General features: G+C 41.4%; 18 protein-coding genes and 1 pseudogene. 9 read left to right on the top strand and 10 right to left on the bottom strand.

Going from position 1 to position 19,209, the window contains the following annotated elements:
* Window positions 1-107 precede the first annotated feature (107 nt).
* Window positions 108-1,430 carry a spinster family MFS transporter gene (locus C427_RS17045; RefSeq protein WP_007634389.1) on the top strand — a complete coding sequence of 441 codons (1,323 nt, stop codon included), beginning with the start codon at window positions 108-110 and terminating at the stop codon, window positions 1,428-1,430.
* Window positions 1,431-1,775: 345 nt separating this feature from the next.
* A complete protein-coding gene (locus C427_RS17040; RefSeq protein WP_007634393.1) occupies window positions 1,776-2,594 on the top strand; it encodes an alpha/beta fold hydrolase in 819 nt (272 codons plus the stop codon).
* A gap of 49 nt (window positions 2,595-2,643) precedes the next feature.
* On the opposite strand, the gene glgC is transcribed toward C427_RS17040, so the two are convergent.
* The gene (gene glgC, locus C427_RS17035; RefSeq protein WP_007634395.1) at window positions 2,644-3,906 is read right to left on the bottom strand and encodes a glucose-1-phosphate adenylyltransferase; all 1,263 of its coding nucleotides are present in this window, start codon (window positions 3,904-3,906) and stop codon (window positions 2,644-2,646) included.
* 505 nt (window positions 3,907-4,411) lie between these two features.
* Between glgC and C427_RS17030 the strand changes: the two genes are divergently transcribed.
* Window positions 4,412-4,825 carry a hypothetical protein gene (locus tag C427_RS17030; protein ID WP_007634397.1) on the top strand — a complete coding sequence of 138 codons (414 nt, stop codon included), beginning with the start codon at window positions 4,412-4,414 and terminating at the stop codon, window positions 4,823-4,825.
* Window positions 4,826-4,998: 173 nt separating this feature from the next.
* Here the strand turns inward: C427_RS17030 and lgt are convergent.
* The 8 genes and pseudogenes from lgt to C427_RS16990 all read right to left on the bottom strand — a co-directional run bounded on the left by lgt (window position 4,999) and on the right by C427_RS16990 (window position 13,154).
* Window positions 4,999-5,782 (bottom strand): annotated as a pseudogene (gene lgt / locus C427_RS17025) (prolipoprotein diacylglyceryl transferase).
* A gap of 75 nt (window positions 5,783-5,857) precedes the next feature.
* Window positions 5,858-6,115 carry a hypothetical protein gene (locus C427_RS17020; protein ID WP_007634409.1) on the bottom strand — a complete coding sequence of 86 codons (258 nt, stop codon included), beginning with the start codon at window positions 6,113-6,115 and terminating at the stop codon, window positions 5,858-5,860.
* 10 nt (window positions 6,116-6,125) lie between these two features.
* Window positions 6,126-7,019, bottom strand: coding sequence for a hydroxymethylglutaryl-CoA lyase (locus C427_RS17015; protein WP_007634410.1), 894 nt, complete (start codon window positions 7,017-7,019; stop codon window positions 6,126-6,128).
* Window position 7,020: 1 nt separating this feature from the next.
* The gene (locus C427_RS17010; RefSeq protein WP_007634412.1) at window positions 7,021-9,066 is read right to left on the bottom strand and encodes an acetyl/propionyl/methylcrotonyl-CoA carboxylase subunit alpha; all 2,046 of its coding nucleotides are present in this window, start codon (window positions 9,064-9,066) and stop codon (window positions 7,021-7,023) included.
* An 11-nt stretch (window positions 9,067-9,077) separates the two neighbouring features.
* Window positions 9,078-9,872 carry an enoyl-CoA hydratase/isomerase family protein gene (locus C427_RS17005; RefSeq protein ID WP_007634415.1) on the bottom strand — a complete coding sequence of 265 codons (795 nt, stop codon included), beginning with the start codon at window positions 9,870-9,872 and terminating at the stop codon, window positions 9,078-9,080.
* 13 nt (window positions 9,873-9,885) lie between these two features.
* Window positions 9,886-11,493: a carboxyl transferase domain-containing protein gene (locus C427_RS17000; protein WP_007634417.1), complete on the bottom strand. Its 1,608-nt coding sequence runs from the start codon at window positions 11,491-11,493 to the stop codon at window positions 9,886-9,888.
* An 84-nt stretch (window positions 11,494-11,577) separates the two neighbouring features.
* Entirely contained in the window at window positions 11,578-12,747 is a 1,170-nt protein-coding gene (locus C427_RS16995; protein WP_007634419.1) for an isovaleryl-CoA dehydrogenase, read from the bottom strand.
* Window positions 12,744-13,154, bottom strand: a complete 411-nt coding sequence (locus C427_RS16990) for a MerR family transcriptional regulator (RefSeq protein WP_007634421.1) — start codon at window positions 13,152-13,154, stop codon at window positions 12,744-12,746. The genes C427_RS16995 and C427_RS16990 overlap by 4 nt, the downstream gene beginning before the upstream one ends.
* Window positions 13,155-13,378: 224 nt before the next feature.
* Between C427_RS16990 and C427_RS16985 the strand changes: the two genes are divergently transcribed.
* The 6 genes from C427_RS16985 to C427_RS16965 all read left to right on the top strand — a co-directional run bounded on the left by C427_RS16985 (window position 13,379) and on the right by C427_RS16965 (window position 17,548).
* The gene (locus C427_RS16985) at window positions 13,379-14,569 is read left to right on the top strand and encodes a thiolase family protein (protein ID WP_007634423.1); all 1,191 of its coding nucleotides are present in this window, start codon (window positions 13,379-13,381) and stop codon (window positions 14,567-14,569) included.
* A gap of 257 nt (window positions 14,570-14,826) precedes the next feature.
* The gene (locus C427_RS16980; protein WP_015431106.1) at window positions 14,827-15,078 is read left to right on the top strand and encodes an alpha/beta hydrolase family protein; all 252 of its coding nucleotides are present in this window, start codon (window positions 14,827-14,829) and stop codon (window positions 15,076-15,078) included.
* Window positions 15,079-15,113: 35 nt separating this feature from the next.
* The gene (locus C427_RS26485; protein WP_015431105.1) at window positions 15,114-15,266 is read left to right on the top strand and encodes a lipase/esterase; all 153 of its coding nucleotides are present in this window, start codon (window positions 15,114-15,116) and stop codon (window positions 15,264-15,266) included.
* Window positions 15,267-15,269: 3 nt separating this feature from the next.
* Window positions 15,270-15,503: a hypothetical protein gene (locus C427_RS16975; RefSeq protein WP_007634424.1), complete on the top strand. Its 234-nt coding sequence runs from the start codon at window positions 15,270-15,272 to the stop codon at window positions 15,501-15,503.
* Window positions 15,500-16,735: a kynureninase gene (kynU, locus tag C427_RS16970; protein WP_007634426.1), complete on the top strand. Its 1,236-nt coding sequence runs from the start codon at window positions 15,500-15,502 to the stop codon at window positions 16,733-16,735. Before C427_RS16975 ends, kynU begins: the two co-directional genes overlap by 4 nt.
* 60 nt (window positions 16,736-16,795) lie before the next feature.
* Entirely contained in the window at window positions 16,796-17,548 is a 753-nt protein-coding gene (locus C427_RS16965; RefSeq protein ID WP_015431104.1) for an SDR family oxidoreductase, read from the top strand.
* Window positions 17,549-17,572: 24 nt separating this feature from the next.
* Here the strand turns inward: C427_RS16965 and C427_RS16960 are convergent, their stop codons facing one another.
* Entirely contained in the window at window positions 17,573-19,195 is a 1,623-nt protein-coding gene (locus C427_RS16960) for a response regulator (protein WP_007634441.1), read from the bottom strand.
* Window positions 19,196-19,209 lie beyond the last annotated feature (14 nt).

Here is a 19,209-nt window from a genome sequence, read left to right as displayed (position 1 = left end):
TCATAACTATCTGTTATAATTACAAAAGATTTACAGTTTAGCTTGTAAATACCAAGTTTGCAGCCGTAACATAAGCCAATTAGAATGGTATTTCCTAGGATTGACATATGGCAAGTTGCGACACAAAAAGTAGTGAATCCGTAGACGTTCCTCCAGCCGTATCGAATGGCTATCGAAATTATGTGTTGTTCGTATTAACCCTGATTTATGCATTTAATTTTATTGATCGTCAAATAATTGGTATTCTGTCACCTTTTATTAAGGCTGATTTGGGATTAGATGATGCGCAGTTAGGCTGGCTCAAAGGCATATACTTTGCGTTGTTATATACTGTACTCGGAATTCCAATCGCTTGGCTCGCTGACCGCTACAGTCGGATCAATATAGTCGCCATCTCTCTTACTCTCTGGAGTGGTTTTACAGCTGCATCAGGGTTAGCTGGCAGTTTCACGCAACTTGCTCTAGCTCGCATCGGTGTGGGTATTGGTGAGGCTGGTGGCAGCCCTCCTTCACACTCGATAATTTCTGATTTATTTCCTAAGGAAAAACGTGCAGGAGCCTTAGCTATTTATTCTTTGGGTATCCCTTTTGGTATTATGTTGGCGTTTTTTGCGTCCGCATTTTTTCTCAAAGGTGGTGATGCAGACTGGCGCATCGTTATGATTGCGGTGGGTTTACCAGGAGTGGGATTAGCGATTTTACTCAAGCTTACGGTTAAAGAGCCTGCACGTAGCGGTAATATGCAAACAACCTCGGCTCAAGGCAAATCATGGCAATCTATTAAAGCATTGTTATCGATTAAATCGTGGTGGGGAATGTGTTTTGCTATTTCCTTTGGTTCTTTTGGCAACTACGCCATATCTACTTGGATGATCGACTTTTATGTGCGCGCTCATGCAGGTTTAGACATCACACAATTTCTCATTATATTAGGCGTCATAAATGGTACTGCATACGCTGGCGGTGTTTGGCTTGGTGGGGTATTAGTCGACAAATGGGGTAAAACTAACAGAAGGGCTTATGGGTTAGTACCTGCATTAGCCTTAGTTGTAGGTGCCCCTGCTTATTACTTTTCATTGCAAGTCGAATCACTTGAATTTTCAATAACGTTAGTGACTATTTTATTGTTTACCAGTGGATTCTATTTAGGACCTTCTTTCGCACTGGCACAAACTTTAGCACCGGTAAAAGTAAGAGCGATGTCTACCGCGCTATTCTTCTTTGTATTGAATATTATAGCTTTAGGTGGCGGTCCCACTTTTATTGGCGTGTTGAGTAACTTTTACACCGAGCAGCACGGTGAAGTTGAATCGTTAAGATTGTCATTATCTTGGCTAGCAGTACCTTATATAATGTCGATTATTGCTTTCTTCTGGACGGCAAAGCACATACCAAGAGATTGGAAAGACGCTGAAATCCGCAACGGCTAGTCATTACGAGTCAATATAAGTTGCTGTTTTGTTATGTATATTGGGTCCCAATGCTTGAATTTTGATATATAAATCATAGTAGCGAGACTAAAATTATATAAATAATCCTTAAATGGTAGCTATAGAACGGTCAATTATTTAGGATTTAAGGTATTTGGTTCAATTTATTAGGAGTTAGCGTGTGGTGTGTGTTGTTCATAGGATGGTTTTCGCGTCTTTGCAAAGTAACCTCACTTATTTTAACTCGTATTTAAAGGTTGGCAGAGCATGATGCCCGCAAAAACATACCCAAGGTAAATACACACCTATGTATGCCCGCATTTCAACCCAAACAACAGGTTTAAGATGACGATACCAACAAAAATCAAGCTTCACTTTGCTCATGCTAATGGGTTTCCTGCCGCCAGTTATCATCAGCTGTTCAAGCATTTCCCTGATGACTTTGAGTTACATGCATTAACTAAGTTTGCACACTCAGAACGCTATCCAGTTAATGCAAACTTAAGCAATCAAGTTGCAGAGCTAATCGATCATTTAGCCTACAAGGTAGCGGAACCTATTTATTTAGTGGGGCATTCAATGGGGGCTGTAATTTCTTTTATCGCTGCCTGTGAAAGGCCTGATATCATCAAAGGGGTCATAATGCTTGATCCTCCCATTGCTTCTGGTCTGTCTAGGATCGTATTCAAACTCCTCAAATATTCCCCATTAATTGATAAATTTTCACCCGCGGGTAAAGCCAAAGTACGATGCCAAAGCTGGCCTTTAGGCACTGACTTAGTCGCTTATTTTAAAGCAAAAGCGTTATTTAAAAACTTTCAATTGGAATGTATCCAAGATTACGTGTCAGCTGCCATTGATGAGCTGGATGGAAAATTACAACTTAATTTTGATGCGCAGATTGAAGCCAGTATTTATCGCAATGTGCCGCATAATATCAATCAATACTATAATCGCCTGTCGGTGCCTGGCTTATTGGTTACAGGGAATCGTAGTGATGTCTGTATTCCATCACTTTTGGGTACCTTTGTTAAAAAGGTTAATATTGAGCATCAAATCATCGAAGATGCTGGGCATATGTTCCCTTTGGAAAGGCCACAGCTAGTAGCAAAAATTATTACTGACAGAATACGACTATGGGAAAAACTCAACACCGAACAATAAAAAGCCGCGGTTTAAGCGGCTCTATAATAACTAGGCAGGTTGTTGATAATTAGTATCCTACTTTTAACCCCAACATTTCCCGTGTCACCAACACAACGCCCTTCTCTGTCACTCTGAAACCTCTTGCTAAATCATCTTCGCGACTATGGCCTATAATTGTGCCCTCGGATATCACACAGCCTCGGTCAATAATAGCTTTACGTATACGGCAATGACGCTCAACTTCAACGTCTGGCAATAATACAGAGTCTTCTACTTCGCTGTATGAATGCACCCTAACATTAGAAAAGCATAGACTACGGCGTAACGTTGCCCCAGAAATAATACAGCCACCAGAAACCACTGAATTAATGGCTGTACCTCTGCGATTATCTTCTTCCCATACAAACTTTGCAGGAGGTAATTGTTCTTGATAGGTCCAAATGGGCCATTTTTTATCATATAAGTTGAGTGCAGGAACTGGCTCCACTAATTCCATATTGGCTTGCCAGAATGAATCTAAGGTACCTACATCTCGCCAATAGGCCACGGTATCATCATCACCTTTAAATTCGTAAGCATAAACTGCTCCTTCTTCAATGATGGAAGGAATAATGTCTTTTCCAAAGTCACGATCTGATCCAGATGTTTCGGAATCTGTTTTTAACTGATCAAACAAAAAATCTGTATCAAATACATAATTACCCATAGAAGCGAGACATTTTGTTGGATCGTTAGGCAAAGGAGTTGGATTCTCAGGTTTTTCTTCAAAACCATTAATTTTTAAATTTTCATCGACTGACATGACGCCAAATTGCCCAGCGGCTTCTTCTAACGGAACTGGCATACAGCTAACTGTCATTTTGGCTCCAGATTCGACGTGTTGCGCAATTAAATTACCATAGTCCATTTTATAGATATGGTCACCTGATAATACCAATACATATTTAGGCAATTCGTCACGGATAATATCGATGTTTTGAAAAACTGCATCCGCTGTGCCTTCATACCAATTATCTGAAAAGCGTTGTGATGCAGGAAGAATTTCAACTGACTCGCCTAATTCTTTCTTAAAATGTCCCCAGCCTCTTACCAAATGCCTGATCAGTGAGTGAGATTTGTACTGGGTCACCACCCCCACATTGCGGATCCCTGAATTAATACAATTTGATAATGGAAAATCGATAATACGAAACTTACCACCAAAATATAATGCCGGTTTTGCTCGCCAATTAGTTAGTTCATAGAGTCTTGAACCTCTCCCCCCGGCCAAAATTAGTGCGTAGGTTTTGCGTGTTAAATTACTGATATAACGAGACGGTTGGTTCGCCATAAATCCTTACTCCTGTCCAGTTAACATAACGTTAGATTGTATTTAATTTCACTCACCATGTGATCGAGTTTACACGATGGTTAAGTAAATTCAATCAGCACTATTTGAGGGAATACAGATATATAAATTTTGTTGAAATTATAAGTTGCATACAATAATGGGTCAAAGCTGGTTAAGCATAAGCGTTTAAAGTTATTATTTCAGACTTTAAGCAAATCTTCATATTGAGTTGGTCTATGCACTTAAAACGTTTACTTTACCTATGCTGAATATACAGGAGGGTATTGAGTAGACATGCTCTATTTCGAATATACCGATAATCTCAGTATAAGTTTAAGGTTAGTTAATAGCACATATTAAAAAATTCTTGTTTAATAACGAGTAAAATATTTTACCATACGACTTGAATTATCTGCCGTTTATGAGTTAAATATAATGTTGATTATAGCAATTTAACGGTCATAAAAATCATAAGATATCAGTAGATGATGTGAAGGGTGGTGAAATGGGACATTTTACAGTGCATGGAAGTCTTGATTTACATGTTCAAGATAGAATTCTATTAATTGAAGGTTGTGGACCTTGGAATATAGAAGCAGTTAAAGACGCGTATGGGTGTTTTGAGCCTTTCATTAACACATTATATGGTAGCCCTTGGGCTGTGTTAATTATATTACACGGTGACCCTATTTATGTTCCAGATGCTGCAAGCTATATAGTAGAAACAATCAAAAATGAGCGCCGCAACGTTAGTGTTGCTAGTGCCATTTTAGTTGGCGAGTCTAACTCACCAGAGTTTGCTAAACGCCATTTGGGTGAGATACATACTAACGCGGGTGACACTTTCTGCTTTTTCTCCGATAAAAAAGAAGCAACTTGGTGGTTAGAACAAAAACTCAGCGCCGCCCAAATTAGGTAAACTAATAGCTTGCAAGCAATATCAGCAATCCATACCTTTTCGATGTTAGTCAAAAATGAAATGCATGATAAGGCTTAACAATTAATTTGTTGCTGCTTCAGTTTAAACTCAAGCACAGGCGGCATAAAGTGCACACCCATTCATCTGCAGATAATCAACGGGATGGTTGCAATTTAACTGCGACCTTTCTTCCAAGCTTGTAACAACAGTACTATGCCTACTACAAAAAACGGAATACTCAAAGCTTGTCCCGTATTTAACCAAAGCTCACCCGTGTATGCGGATTGTTTTACTTTTATGAACTCAATACCAAATCTTGCGGTAAAGACCAAACATAAAAATGCACCAAATAGTGCGCCTGCTTGATTTTTGATGTTTGAAAAGCGATACAATAATAGTAAAGCTATAAATATGCTCAAGTAAGACAAGGACTCATAAAGCTGAGCTGGATGCCTTGGCATTAGGTCAATCCTCGCAAAAACCACAGCCCAAGGCACATTAGTCTGAATACCAATAATCTCAGAATTCATAAAATTAGCAAAACGGACAAAGAAACCAAATAATGCTGTCGCAATGGCGAGCCTGTCTAATAACCACAAGTACCCAACTTTATATTTTCTTTGGAAAAAATATACCGCCAGGATCACCCCTAAACCACCACCATGGCTGGCAAGACCTCCCTCCCATATAGCTAATATTTTCAGTGGATTACTGAGGTAAAATTCTGGGTCATAAAATAAACAATGTCCGAGTCTGGCACCTACAATGATGCCGAAAACACAATACATAAGAAGTGAATCAAGTAATTCTAGTTTGATTTTTTCTTGTTGGAATATCCATTTCATGACTTGCAAACCGGCTAAAATAGCCGTCGCAAATAGGGCGCCGTACCAATGTATTTTTAATCCAAAAAAATTCAATTAATACTGGGTTAACGTCCCAAGTAAAAAATTCCATTCAACCTACCTTACTGCTATTTGTGTTACTTAAAGAGGTACCTATATTGTACCCGAATGATTTTTCAAACAGGTGCTAGTTTATTGTTTTATCATCTTTTTTATCACGCTTTTTTATAGAAAGGCGCGGTGGGTGACCACTGATAACCACGTAGTAAGCTAAAACGCTGAGCATTGAAAAGATGATCATGCTGACAGAAACACTGCGCCAACCATCAAAAAATAAGGTGTAAAGTAACATACCCACCACCAGCAGAGTAGGTGATGCGGTTAATGCAATCATCACTCTGACATTTGCAGGTAGTGGGGGACGAGATGCGTTTCGTTGAGTCAAAAAATTTTCCTTATGCTGTTATGGCCAGAGCTACCTTGGAGTTTGATTGTCTGCCTAAAACTTGCATCATGTTGAGTCCAGCATGAGTAAGCTTTTTAAGATCAATGCCCGTTTCGATGTTCATACCATCAAGCATATAGATTAAATCTTCCGTGGCGACATTGCCAGAAGCACCTTTTGCATAAGGACAACCACCTAAACCCGAGACTGCGCTATCTACCACAGAGATACCTTGTTGCAGGGCAATCAATATATTCACCAACGCTTGGCCGAAGGTATCATGAAAATGCACAGCTAGTTTACCTTCTGGGATATTTTCTAATACGGCTTCTAACATCTGTTGGGTTTTTACTGGAGTACCAGTACCAATAGTATCGCCTAGGGATATTTCATAGCAACCCATTGCTATTAACTGTTGACTCACTTGTGCAACTTTTTGAGGATCAATATAGCCCTCATAAGGACAACCTAAGACACAAGATACATAACCTCGAACCGGAAGTTGATGTTTTTGTGCTAACTCCATCACAGGCATAAAGCGCTCAAGACTTTCGGCGATAGAGCAGTTGATATTCTTTTGCGAGAAGGTTTCTGATGCGGCACCAAAAATAGCCACTTCGTCAACTTGTACTTCGATTGCGGCCTCTAAACCACGTAAATTTGGAGTTAGCGCAGTATAACGAACTTTAGTTTGCCGTTTAATTTGCTGAAACACGGCAGCGCTATCAGCCATTTGTGGCACCCACTTAGGCGAGACAAAACTACCGGTTTCTATTACGCTACAACCTGCGTCAGCTAACTGTTCGACCAACGCAACTTTAGCGGCAAGGGGCACTATCCCTGACTCATTTTGGAGGCCATCTCTTGGGCCTACCTCGACTACTTTGACTGACTTAGGTAACATTTTAGGCTGACTCATTTTTAATTTTGTTAGGTTGAACAGCTTGAAAAGCCAGTAATTCGGTACCGCCATCTACCAATTCACCTGCCTTAAAATAAAATTCACTGACGCTTCCAGCGGCAGGGGCTTTTAGACTGTGTTCCATTTTCATGGCTTCCATCACCATCAAGGTTTGACCTAGCTCAACTTGCTCGCCTGGTTCGACTAAAATAGCGACAACGGTGCCGTTCATAGGCGCGATAAACCCCGCGTCGGCATTATTGTCTTGGGTGGCACCTATATCAGCCTGTAATGATTTAAAACGGATGACCTTACCATTACAAAATACCGAGTGGCCATCTTGATGGGCGTTAACATTGGCGATAGTTTTGTGACCATTGACGGTGGATATGAGCTGGTTTTTTTCAATCACACCTGCGCACTGATAGTATTGCTGGTCGACGTTGATATGGAACACCGTTTGACTTCCAGCTTTTAATTGGCTGACGGCTCCTGATTGACTTACTTGTACAGAGAAAGTTTTGTCTGCCACCATCAATTCTAAGTTTTGAAGGTATTGTTCATTCGCTCGCCACGCATTACTCAGCGACCAAGGTGAATATTGGTCTTGAACATCTGACGCGCTGTTTTGTTGACTACTGAGCATCAAATACAATACAGCTATGGGTAATAAATCCTTAATATCTTGTTTATCATTAAGCAGTAACAAGTCATGATTTTTTTCTATAAAGCCAGTGTCAATTTGCTCAGCCTTAAAGGGGGCACTGCTGGCTAAGTTATATAAAAATTCAATATTAGTGACAACACCGTCAATATGATACTCGGTTAATGCTTTGGTTAATCTTGCTAGGGCTTTGTCGCGGTTTTCGTCCCAAACAATTAATTTTGCGATCATGGGATCATAAAAAACAGATACTTCATCACCTTGAACCACACCCGTATCTACGCGAACATGCCTCGACTCAATCGGTGGTTGCAGAAGAGATAATCTGCCGGTCGCGGGCAAAAAGTCATTACTTGGGTCTTCAGCATAAATTCTTGCTTCAAAAGCATGACCATTAATTTTTAGGGCATCCTGAGCCAATGGTAAAGGTTCGTTGTTGGCGACTCGCAGTTGCCATTCAACTAAATCCTGTCCAGTGATCATTTCAGTGACGGGATGCTCGACCTGTAAACGGGTATTCATTTCCATAAAATAGAATTGCCCATCACTGTCTAACAAAAACTCTACTGTGCCAGCTCCGGCGTAATTGATGGCTTTAGCCGCTTTTAATGCGGTTTCGCCCATTTGCTTGCGAAGTGCTGGGGTCATTCCAAATGCAGGGGCTTCTTCAATGATTTTTTGATGGCGACGTTGTACTGAACAATCGCGCTCAAACAAATAGACTCCATCGCCAAAGTTATCACAGAACACTTGGATTTCAACGTGACGAGGTTCGGTGAGGTATTTTTCGACTAACATCAAATCATCGTTAAAGCTCGACATCGCCTCACGTTTTGCGGCTGCTAACGCATCATTAAATTCGCTACTTTTCCATACTTGGCGCATACCTTTACCGCCGCCGCCGGCAGCCGCTTTAAGCAATACAGGGTAGCCCATTTTGTCTGCGTGAGATTTTAAGCCATCGACACTTTGGTCGTTACCATGGTAACCCGGTACTAATGGCACCTTAGCAAGCTCCATTATATTTTTGGCTGCCGATTTTGAACCCATAGCCTCAATAGCACTGACAGGAGGGCCGATAAATATAATATTATTTTGTTCGCACAAATTGGCAAATGTGGCGTTTTCTGATAAAAATCCATAACCAGGATGGATCGCATCAGCACCCACTTTAAGGGCGATCTGAATAATTTTTTCGGCTTGCAGGTAACTGTCTTTAGAGGGAGATGGGCCGACATGCACTGCTTCGTCAGCCATCTCCACATGTAATGCATGTTGGTCAGCGTCCGAATATAAAGCAACGGTTAGTATGCCCATACGTTTGGCTGTTTTGATGATGCGGCAACTAATCTCTCCGCGATTAGCAATCAATAATTTAGTGAACATGGTTTACTCCGTTATTCTTTTATCCAGTTGGCTCGGCGTTTTTGTAAAAACGCATTGAGGCCTTCTTGACCTTCGTCAGACACTCTAAGCTCGGCAATTTTCTCGCTAGTCGTAGCTAAAAGTGCATCAGATAGAGGTTTATTCTGAACGTCAAAAATAAGCTGTTTAGCTGCTCGAATTGCTGCAGGCGAGTTTTTAAGAATATGCTCAATTAAGTTCTCAACGGTACTGTCTAGCTCTTCTTCTACCACGGCTTCGCTAAGTAACCCTAGACGTCTGGCACGGCGCGCAGAAAACACTTCGGCGGTGGTAAAATAACGCTTAGCGACTCTAGCGCCTATGGCATCAATCACATATGGACTGATGGTGGCCGGGGCCAACCCAAGCTTCACTTCACTTAAACAAAACTTACTTAATTTACTACCAATTGCCATATCACAACAGGCGACAAGACCCACCGCACCGCCAAAAGCCGCACCTTGCACTTTCGCTATAGTGGGTTTATCGATCGTATTAAGAATGAAAAACATCTTGGCTAAGGCATCGGCATCAGCTAAGTTCTGCTCATAGCTATACGTTGCCATGCGCTGCATCCAGTTTAAATCAGCCCCAGCACTAAAGCTTTTTCCCGCTGCTGCCAATACCATGACCCGAATATCTTGATTACTACTAACGCTTGTAAAGATGTCGGTTAGTTGCAGAATCAACTTATCGTCAAAAGCATTATGGATCTCAGGCTGATTTAAGGTGACGGTAGCGACACCTCTTGTATCTATTTCAAATAAAACGTTATCGGTTTGATTCATTATATTCTCATCCTTACATTCTAAAGACGCCAAACCGGGTGTCTTCTATAGGTTTATTTAAACTAGCTGATATACACAAACCTAACACCTGACGCGTGTCAGCTGGGTCTATTACACCGTCGTCCCACAAACGTGCTGAAGCATAATATGGATGACCTTGAGTTTCGTAGGTATCAATAATAGGTTGTTTGAACTGTGTTTCTTGCTCTGCAGTCCATTGCTCGTTAATGCGCTCTTTTTGTTCGCGTTTGACTTGTGCCAGCACACCTGCAGCTTGTTCGCCGCCCATCACTGAGATTCGGGCGTTTGGCCACATAAACATAAAACGTGGATCATAGGCGCGTCCGCACATGCCGTAATTACCTGCACCAAAACTACCTCCAATCAAGATGGTAAATTTAGGTACTTTGGCGCACGCTACAGCGGTCACCATTTTTGCGCCATGTTTTGCTATGCCACCTGCTTCGTATTGTTTGCCGACCATAAAACCAGTAATGTTTTGTAGAAACACTAAAGGGATTTTACGCTGCGCGCAGAGCTCAATAAAATGTGCGCCTTTTTGTGCCGACTCTGAAAATAAAATACCGTTGTTGGCGACAATGCCTACTGGATAACCAAAAATCCTGGCAAATCCACAGATCAATGTTTGACCATACAAAGCTTTAAACTCGTCAAATTCTGAGTCATCCACTACCCGAGCTATGACTTCTCTTACATCATAGGGTTGGCGTTTATCTTTTGGGATAACCCCATAAATTTCATCAATTGCATAAGCTGGATCAACAGGCTCGCGCGCATCAAGTTCAATCGATTTCTTACGGTTTAATCTGGCGATTGCGTCTCTAGCAATTTTTAATGCGTGATGGTCGTTGTTAGCTAAATGATCGACCACACCTGATGTACGACAATGCACATCGCCTCCACCTAAGTCTTGTGCACTGACCACTTCACCTGTGGCCGCTTTCACTAAAGGAGGACCGCCAAGAAAAATGGTGCCTTGGTCTTTCACAATAATAGATTCGTCAGCCATAGCCGGCACGTAAGCGCCTCCTGCGGTACATGATCCCATTACCACAGCAATTTGGGGAATGTTTTGTGCTGACAAGTTAGCTTGGTTAAAGAATATGCGACCAAAATGTTCTCTGTCTGGAAACACCTCATCTTGACGTGGTAAGTTTGCTCCACCTGAGTCGACTAGATAGATACAAGGCAAATTATTTTGTTCAGCTATAGTTTGTGCCCGCAAATGTTTTTTAACGGTTAACGGGTAATAACTTCCGCCTTTCACAGTTGCATCGTTGGCCACAATCATACATTCAGTGCCCGACACTCGGCCTATACCCGCTATCAGACCAGCAGCAGGTACGTTGTCTTCATACACTTCATATGCCGCAAGTTGTGATAATTCAAGAAAAGGTGAGCCTGAGTCGAGTAGGGTATTAATACGCTCTCTAGGAAGCAGTTTACCTCGATCAAGATGCCTTTGATTCGCCTTTTCGCCGCCACCGTTTTTGATTATGGTAATTTTATCTTTTAGGTCGTCCACCTGCACTTTCATGTGCAGCGCATTAGCCAAGAATTCCTGGCTTTTGGTGTTTAGCTTACTGATGATTTTTGGCACAGTATTGCTCCGGTTGTTTGTTAAATGAGGTTTTAAACGGGCTGTTTAAACAAGCTCTTTATAACAGCTATTTATAAAAGCTATTTAAGCGGACTCTTTAAACAACTCTCGACCAATCAACATTCTGCGAATTTCAGAAGTACCTGCACCTATTTCATATAACTTGGCATCTCGTAACAATCGACCCGCTGGGAATTCGTTGATGTAACCATTGCCTCCTAAAAGCTGAATTGCGTCTAAAGCCATTTTTGTCGCCAGCTCTGCAGAATAAAGAATCGCTCCTGCTGAGTCTTTGCGAGTGGTTTCACCTCTGTCACATGAACGAGCGACGGCATACACATAAGCTCTAGCAGCATTCATCTGAGTGTACATATCAGCGACTTTGCCTTGTACTAATTGAAACTCACCAATAGATTGACCAAATTGCTTACGGTCGTGGATGTAAGGCACGACTAAGTCCATACAAGCTTGCATAATACCCAGCGGTCCGCCGGATAGAACGACACGTTCGTAATCTAAGCCACTCATCAACACTCGTGCACCGCCGCCTTCTTGGCCAAGAATGTTTTCTGCTGGGACTTCACAATCTTGGAATACCAGTTCGCAAGTGTTAGATGAACGCATGCCTAATTTGTCCAGTTTTTGTGCTTGTGTAAAACCGTTGGAGCCACGCTCAACAATAAAAGCTGTCATACCTTTGGCACCGGCTGTTACATCGGTTTTAGCATACACCACATAAGTATGCGCATCAGGACCATTGGTGATCCACATTTTGCTGCCATTTAACACATACACATCGCCGCGTTTGTCTGCACGTAGTTTCATGCTCACTACATCTGAACCAGCGTTTGGCTCACTCATCGCTAAAGCACCAATGTGCTCGCCGCTAACCAATTTAGGTAAGTAGGTTTGTTTCTGAGCATCGGTGCCGTTTTTGTGGATTTGATTGACGCATAAATTTGAATGGGCGCCATAACTTAATCCAATTCCAGCAGAGGCACGGCTCACTTCTTCCATTGCAATGACGTGGGCTAAATAGCCCATATCAGAACCTCCGTATTGCTCGGCGACTGTTACGCCTAAAAGTCCCATTTCGCCTAGTTTCGGCCATAATTCATTGGGGAAACTGTTATCTTTGTCTGCTTTGTCTGCTAAGGGGGCTATTTCACCTTGGGCGAAGTTGTATACGTGGTCACGCAACATATCAATATCTTCACCGAGACCGAAATTTAAAGTTGGGTAAGGGGCATTCATGCGATTTGTCCTTGTTTTAAGGTATGGAGCGTTAAGGCATTGAGTTCTTCTTGGCAGCGGGCTTCTACGTCTTCTAGTTCAGCTTTTAGCATTTCAATGTCTTCTAGTTGTTGTTGCATATGAGCGCGTTTTTCATCTGTCATTTTGAGCATAGCTTCAAGCTGTACCTTTGAATTCTGGTTACTGTCATACAAATCAAATAAGGTTTTGGTTTCTGCTAAGGAAAATCCTAAACGTTTACCCCGTAAGATCAGCTTTAAGCGAACCTGATCTTTTTTCGTATAAATACGATTCTGGCCAATTCGAGTCGGGTTTAATAACCCCTGCTCTTCATAAAATCGAATTGAACGCGGGGTAATGTCCATTGATTTGGCTAGTTCGCCTATGCTGAAAGTCTGTTCACTCATTATTTACTCATGTGTGGATGATCAATATTTGTTGTTAGCCGTTATCAAAGCTTACGTTTACGTTTACGTAAACTTAAAGTGAATGTAAAGTGTTACGGTTTTAAAATCAATCTTGTAAAGCGGATATTGGCTAAGTCAGTTATTCTGATAAAACACAAAGCGTGCAAATTCCTGTACGCCAGTGATTAAAAAATAGTAAATAAAGCAAAATCTAGGAGTTTTTTATGTCTGATAATACAATTGTAATAGTATCCGCAAAACGCACACCTATGGGTGGGTTTATGGGGAGTTTGTCACCTATGACGGCTACAGAAATGGGAGCTAGCGCTATTCAAGCTGTACTGCAAGAAACGCCTGACTCGTCTGGGGTATTGTCACATATTGATGAAGTGATAATGGGCTGCGTGTTACCAGCAGGTCTAGGACAATCTCCAGCCAGACAAGCTTCGTTAAAAGCGGGTCTACCGTTAGCAACTGGCGTTACAACCATTAATAAAGTCTGTGGTTCAGGTATGAAAGCCCTTATGTTGGCCCATGATCTGATCAAAGCTGGCACCGCAGAAGCAATAGTGGCAGGGGGCATGGAAAGCATGAGTAATGCACCTTACTTATTGCCAAAAGCCCGTTCTGGTTATCGCATGGGGCATGGGCAGATACTCGATCACATGATGCTTGATGGCTTAGAAAACGCCTACGATGGACAAGCCATGGGGTGTTTTGCACAAGCAACAGCCGATGCTGAAGGCATTACGCGTGAACAAATGGATGAATTTGCTTTAGCCAGTTTACACAAGGCCAATAGTGCTCAAGATGCAGGTTTGTTCGTTGACGAGATTACACCCGTTACTATTAAAAGTCGTAAAGGCGACGTGTTAATTGATAGCGATGATGGCCCAAAACAGGCTAAACCAGAAAAAATACCTACATTACGTCCAGCATTTAAAAAAGACGGAACAGTGACTGCTGCCAACTCAAGTTCCATTTCTGATGGTGCTGCTGCTCTGTTGGTTATGTCAGCCAGTAAAGCTAAGGCATTAGGTTTAACGCCAATCGCTAAAATTGTTGCACATAGTTCGCATGCCATTGAACCTGAAAACTTCACCGTTGCCCCGGTTGGCGCGATGCAAAAATTATTCGATAAAACCGGCTGGTCACACGAAGACGTCGATTTGTTCGAAATTAATGAAGCTTTTGCTATGGTCACCATGTTAGCCATCAAAAAGCTGGGTTTAGACCCAGCTAAAGTTAACATTAAAGGTGGTGCTTGTGCCCTTGGACACCCAATTGGAGCATCTGGTGCCAGGGTTATTGTTACCTTGTTACACGCGCTTAAACAAAATAACCTCAAAAAGGGTGTAGCATCATTATGTATTGGCGGAGGGGAAGCTACGGCTATAGCTATTGAAATGATGTAATCTAAATTTTAATTTGAGTTGTATGCAAGCAGTGTTATTTTTAATACTGCTTTTTTGTTTAAGGAAATTGATTACTTTGAATTGGTTGATAATATTTCTCCTTAGCATGCTCTCGTTCATTGCCGTTGCTCACAAACCACCATCAAGTTCCCAAGCGTTGCTAATAATGTTGCCTACTCAAAAGTTGCAGCATTGCCATTTGCTGCTGCAGATGAAAGCATTTCCTATGATGCAGACTCTTTGCAATACGCCTTACTGTGGCGAGCCAAAAGGTTACCAAGATAAAAGATCTCGAAAATAAACACGCAAACCCACTGGTTATTTTAATTCATGGTGGTTGTTGGTTAAGGGCATACGATATTCAACATACATTTGCTTTAAACATTGGGTTGGCTCAAGCAGGCTTCAATGTGTGGTCATTAGAATATCGTCGAAGTGGCGACATAGGCGGCGGTTGGCCAAGCTCTTATGATGATGTAAAGGCTGGTATCCTCGCGTCAGCTCTTTAAAGAGTGGCGAATTTGATTTAAGCCACTCAGTATTAGTGGGGCATTCTGCTGGTGGGCATTTGGCCTTGCTTGCTGGTGGCGAAATTAAACAGTTAAAAGGTGTGATCGGTTTAGCTGCGATAACGGATATTGCAGAATACGCAATGGGTTCAAATAGTAGCCAGAAAGTTACAAATAATTTTATGTAAGGTATGCCCAAAGACAAAACCGCTGAATACCATCTGGCCAACCCAAGTAAGCAGCCATCGCACACTATTACCACTATTTTACAAGGCGATAAAGACGATATTGTACCAGTATTTGAGTTAGACAAGCTGCAGCGAAGAGTTATCCTGTTAGAGGGAGGCGGGCGTTTTGATTGGATACATCCTGGCTCTGAAGCTTTTAAAACATTGACCCAACAATTAGACGGACTAGCGAAATGAATTTTGATGAGATTATTACTTTAGATAAAGCCGATCCTTTGGCTAAAAAGCGCCTTGAATTCGATCTTCCGGCTAATACTATTTACTTGGATGGTAATTCATTAGGAGCGTTGCCTAAATCGGTCAAATCAAGGGTGGCAGAGGTCGTTAGCCAACAGTGGGGAAACGACTTAATTAAAAGTTGGAATAGCCATAACTGGATTGATTTGCCGATTAAGGTTGGCGAAAAAATAGCGCCTCTGATTGGAGCGGCCCAAGGCCAAGTAATTTGTTGTGACTCTATTTCTGTGAATTTATTTAAGCTGTTATGCAGTGCGCTTAAACTTAACTCTGAGCGAACAGTGGTGCTGTCGACAAAAGACAACTTTCCGACTGACTTATATATGGTGCAAGGGTTGAGTGACTTGTTAGGACCCGACCTATGCCAACTTCAAATGGTTGAAGAGCAGGATATACAGAAAAATTTAACCGAGTCTGTAGCTGTATTATTACTTACCCAAGTAAATTTTCGAACGGGTAAGTTATTGGATATGGCAAAGCTAACTCAGCTTGCTCATGAAAAAGGTATTTTGGTCATTTGGGATTTAGCCCATAGCGCCGGTGCTCTGCCTGTGGAGCTAGATACATGTGAAGCGGATTTTGCTGTGGGTTGTGGTTACAAATATTTGAATGGTGGACCTGGTTCACCGGCATTTTTATACGTAGCCAAACGCCACCAAGAAGCGGTTAAACAACCATTATGTGGTTGGATGGGACATGCAAAACCCTTTGCTTTTGACGCTAATTATCAGCCTTCACCTAATATTAATCAGTTTCAGTGCGGTACACCTAGTGTGATATCCATGAGTGTTTTGGATGCGGCGCTTGATGTGTGGCAAGACGTGGATATGTTACACATCAGAAATAAGTCTGAGGCGCTAGCGGATGTATTTATCAATCTGGTTAAAGTGCACCACTGTTTGCATGAATTGATTCTGTGTTCGCCCGATGATGTAAAGCTAAGAGGTAGCCAACTAGCTTTCTCTCATGATGCTGCGTTTGCCATTTGCCAAGCCTTAATTGAAAAAAGTGTGATAGCCGATTTTCGTGCTCCCAATATATTGCGCTTTGGTTTTACACCACTTTATACCTCGTTTGAGGATATATGGCTGGCTGTGACAACCTTGGTCAGTATTGTAGAAAGTGAGCAATACAAGGAACAACGTTTTAATGTCGCTTTAAAGGTGACTTAGTTTTAAAGCGATAGTTGAAGGACTATTTTTGAAACCATTGAAATATCGATAGAGAATGATATGCCAACTAACAAAATAGTGATTATTACCGGTGCAAGTAGGGGAATTGGAGCAGCCACAGCTAAACTTTTTGCACAAAAAGGTTATGCCGTGTGTATTAACTTCTTAACTGATGAAATTGCTGCTAAGCCGTTAAAAAATGAAATTCTTCAATTCAATGTTAAATGTATCACGGTGAAAGCCGATGTTTCCAAAGCTTGTGAAGTACAACGTCTATTCGATACCGTTGACCAAGAGTTAGGCTGCTTGTCTGTACTGGTTAATAACGTGGGGATTTTAAAAAAACAATGTCGTCTTGATGAAATCGATGAACAACGATTTAGTCAAGTGCTGACCACCAATGTGATGAGTTGTTTTTTGTGTTCAAAACAAGCCGTTAAACGTATTTCCAGTAAGTATGGAGGCAAGGGTGGAGCGATAATCAACGTTTCATCTGGTGCGGCTAAAAGTGGCTCTCCTAACGAATATATAGATTATGCTGCTTCCAAGGGCGCAATTAATAGTTTGACCAAAGGTTTAGCGCTGGAAGTGGCAAATGAAGCTATTCGAGTGAATGCCGTGAGGCCAGGCCTTATTCATACTGATATTCATACTTCGGGTGGCGAACCAAGCCGTATCGAGAGACTTAAATCAAAAATACCGATGCAAAGAGGCGGTCAACCTGCAGAAGTTGCCGAGGCGATATACTGGTTAGCATCAGAAAAATCTTCATTTGTGACGGGGAGCTTCGTCGATATTGCAGGTGGTTTGTAAACGCTTTATGTCTAGTGAATAGGCTCACTCCAAAGCATCTAAAATAGTGCGGATTTTGTGATATCTTTCTTGTTGCACATCATTTAATTTAGTATTTTCAATCGTTTTAATACACTTTTTGAGTATAGGGTCAGATAGGTTTACTGCACCTAATGTTGCCGCCTGGGATGAAATTACCTGCATCAGATTAAGGGCAATGGAAGTGTTTTTGGGCATTATGGTAAATGCTTGTGTGAAGACCTCCATGGCATTGTCAATCTCTCCTTTTTGAAAATACTCAACTGCCGTGTTGTTTAAGTCCTTCGAACTAAATTTAATCGCAGACTTCTCTTCTTTTTCTTGATTAATGTAATGTAAAAATATTTGACTTTGATTAGGATCGTCCTTACAACGTTCTTCTATTTGTTGTAATACAGCCTGTGAGCGTTCATGTAAGCCTACATCATGAAATATTTTGGCTTTGTCTAACAATGCGTCTACGCCTTCGTTGTCCCAACTGTCTTCGTCAAGCTTATTAAGTAAGCCTAAAGCATTATCTTTTTCATCTTCGAGATACATTATCCTGGCATTGACAACTTTCATTTGCTCTTGCACATCGGCTTTAGGAAACGCCTGTTTAAGCTGCCTAACATATTCCTTTGCTTGTTTGATTAATCTATCGGTATCAGATGCCTCTGTTGTCATGGCATAGTCGATTCCTGCTCTGGCAACGTTTAAATAATTTTCAGGGTTATCATGAATCGAGTTTTTGGCAAAACGAACAATTTTTTTCGCTGCTTCGAATTGGGTTTCATAATCATGAGTAATACGCGATAGATCTAGGGCTGTCTTATGTCGACGGATACTCCGAGGAGAAATTTCGGTGGCCATCATCACGCACTCCAGTGCGGTGTCAAAGTCATTTTGTTTGATCTGTAAAGCGGTTAGCAGGTCGTATGCGGCAAGCTGCGAGTCTGGTTTGAAGGCTAAACGTAATACCAGTTTTTCTGCTAACTCGTCTTCATTGAGATGCAGATAACTATTTACTAATCCTAATTGCGCCCATGTGAAGATTTGCACTTTTAATATAGCTAAATAGAAGTCTTTGGCCTGTTGAAAATTGCCGCATGCCGTAAGCATCTCACCTTTTATTTTTAATGCTAACGGGAAAAACTCTGAATGTTTAGGGTTACCTAGAAACAACTCTACCTCTGATAAAGCCCGAATAAATTGCTGTTTATCGATACACAAATATACATCATTTAAGGCTTTTTTGCGGGCCAATACTCGGCTTAATCTTCGATCTAACTCTTTAACTGTAAAAGGCTTAGCTAAAAAATCGTCAGGTTGTAATTCAATAATACTCTGTACTAGATCTGAGTTAGTATCGGCACTAATAAATACAAAAGCGGTGCTTAAAGGCAGCTCTCCATTAGCTTTCATTTCATCATAAAAATAATAACCATCTTGTTCGTGTTTTAAGTTGTAAGAACAAATGATTAAATCAAATCGCTGATTTCGTAATGTGGTTAGAGCAAGGTTGATTTTATCCACATAAGTAATGTCGCTAAATCCTAGCTCCTCTAAGGAATATTTCATATATCCCTTAGCTAAGGCTTGATCATCTACGATGAGTACTTTGGTATGTTTAGCCAGTTGTGAATTCATTGGTAACCAATATA

Source organism: Paraglaciecola psychrophila 170, assembly GCF_000347635.1.
In the GTDB taxonomy this organism is placed as follows: domain Bacteria; phylum Pseudomonadota; class Gammaproteobacteria; order Enterobacterales; family Alteromonadaceae; genus Paraglaciecola; species Paraglaciecola psychrophila.
Note: the sequence above shows the minus strand (reverse complement) of the source record. Positions and strands in the feature narration are given on the sequence as shown.

Coding starts and splice junctions, on each gene's coding strand:
- C427_RS16975 (WP_007634424.1), top strand. CDS start 15,270: ATGCCCAAAGACAAAACCGCTGAATACCATCTGGCCAACCCAAGTAAG.
- C427_RS16995 (WP_007634419.1), bottom strand. CDS start 12,747: ATGAATGCCCCTTACCCAACTTTAAATTTCGGTCTCGGTGAAGATATT.
- C427_RS17030 (WP_007634397.1), top strand. CDS start 4,412: ATGGGACATTTTACAGTGCATGGAAGTCTTGATTTACATGTTCAAGAT.
- C427_RS16960 (WP_007634441.1), bottom strand. CDS start 19,195: ATGAATTCACAACTGGCTAAACATACCAAAGTACTCATCGTAGATGAT.
- kynU (WP_007634426.1), top strand. CDS start 15,500: ATGAATTTTGATGAGATTATTACTTTAGATAAAGCCGATCCTTTGGCT.
- C427_RS17015 (WP_007634410.1), bottom strand. CDS start 7,019: ATGTTACCTAAGTCAGTCAAAGTAGTCGAGGTAGGCCCAAGAGATGGC.
- glgC (WP_007634395.1), bottom strand. CDS start 3,906: ATGGCGAACCAACCGTCTCGTTATATCAGTAATTTAACACGCAAAACC.
- C427_RS17040 (WP_007634393.1), top strand. CDS start 1,776: ATGACGATACCAACAAAAATCAAGCTTCACTTTGCTCATGCTAATGGG.
- C427_RS17005 (WP_007634415.1), bottom strand. CDS start 9,872: ATGAATCAAACCGATAACGTTTTATTTGAAATAGATACAAGAGGTGTC.
- C427_RS16985 (WP_007634423.1), top strand. CDS start 13,379: ATGTCTGATAATACAATTGTAATAGTATCCGCAAAACGCACACCTATG.
- C427_RS16965 (WP_015431104.1), top strand. CDS start 16,796: ATGCCAACTAACAAAATAGTGATTATTACCGGTGCAAGTAGGGGAATT.
- C427_RS17010 (WP_007634412.1), bottom strand. CDS start 9,066: ATGTTCACTAAATTATTGATTGCTAATCGCGGAGAGATTAGTTGCCGC.
- C427_RS17045 (WP_007634389.1), top strand. CDS start 108: ATGGCAAGTTGCGACACAAAAAGTAGTGAATCCGTAGACGTTCCTCCA.
- C427_RS16990 (WP_007634421.1), bottom strand. CDS start 13,154: ATGAGTGAACAGACTTTCAGCATAGGCGAACTAGCCAAATCAATGGAC.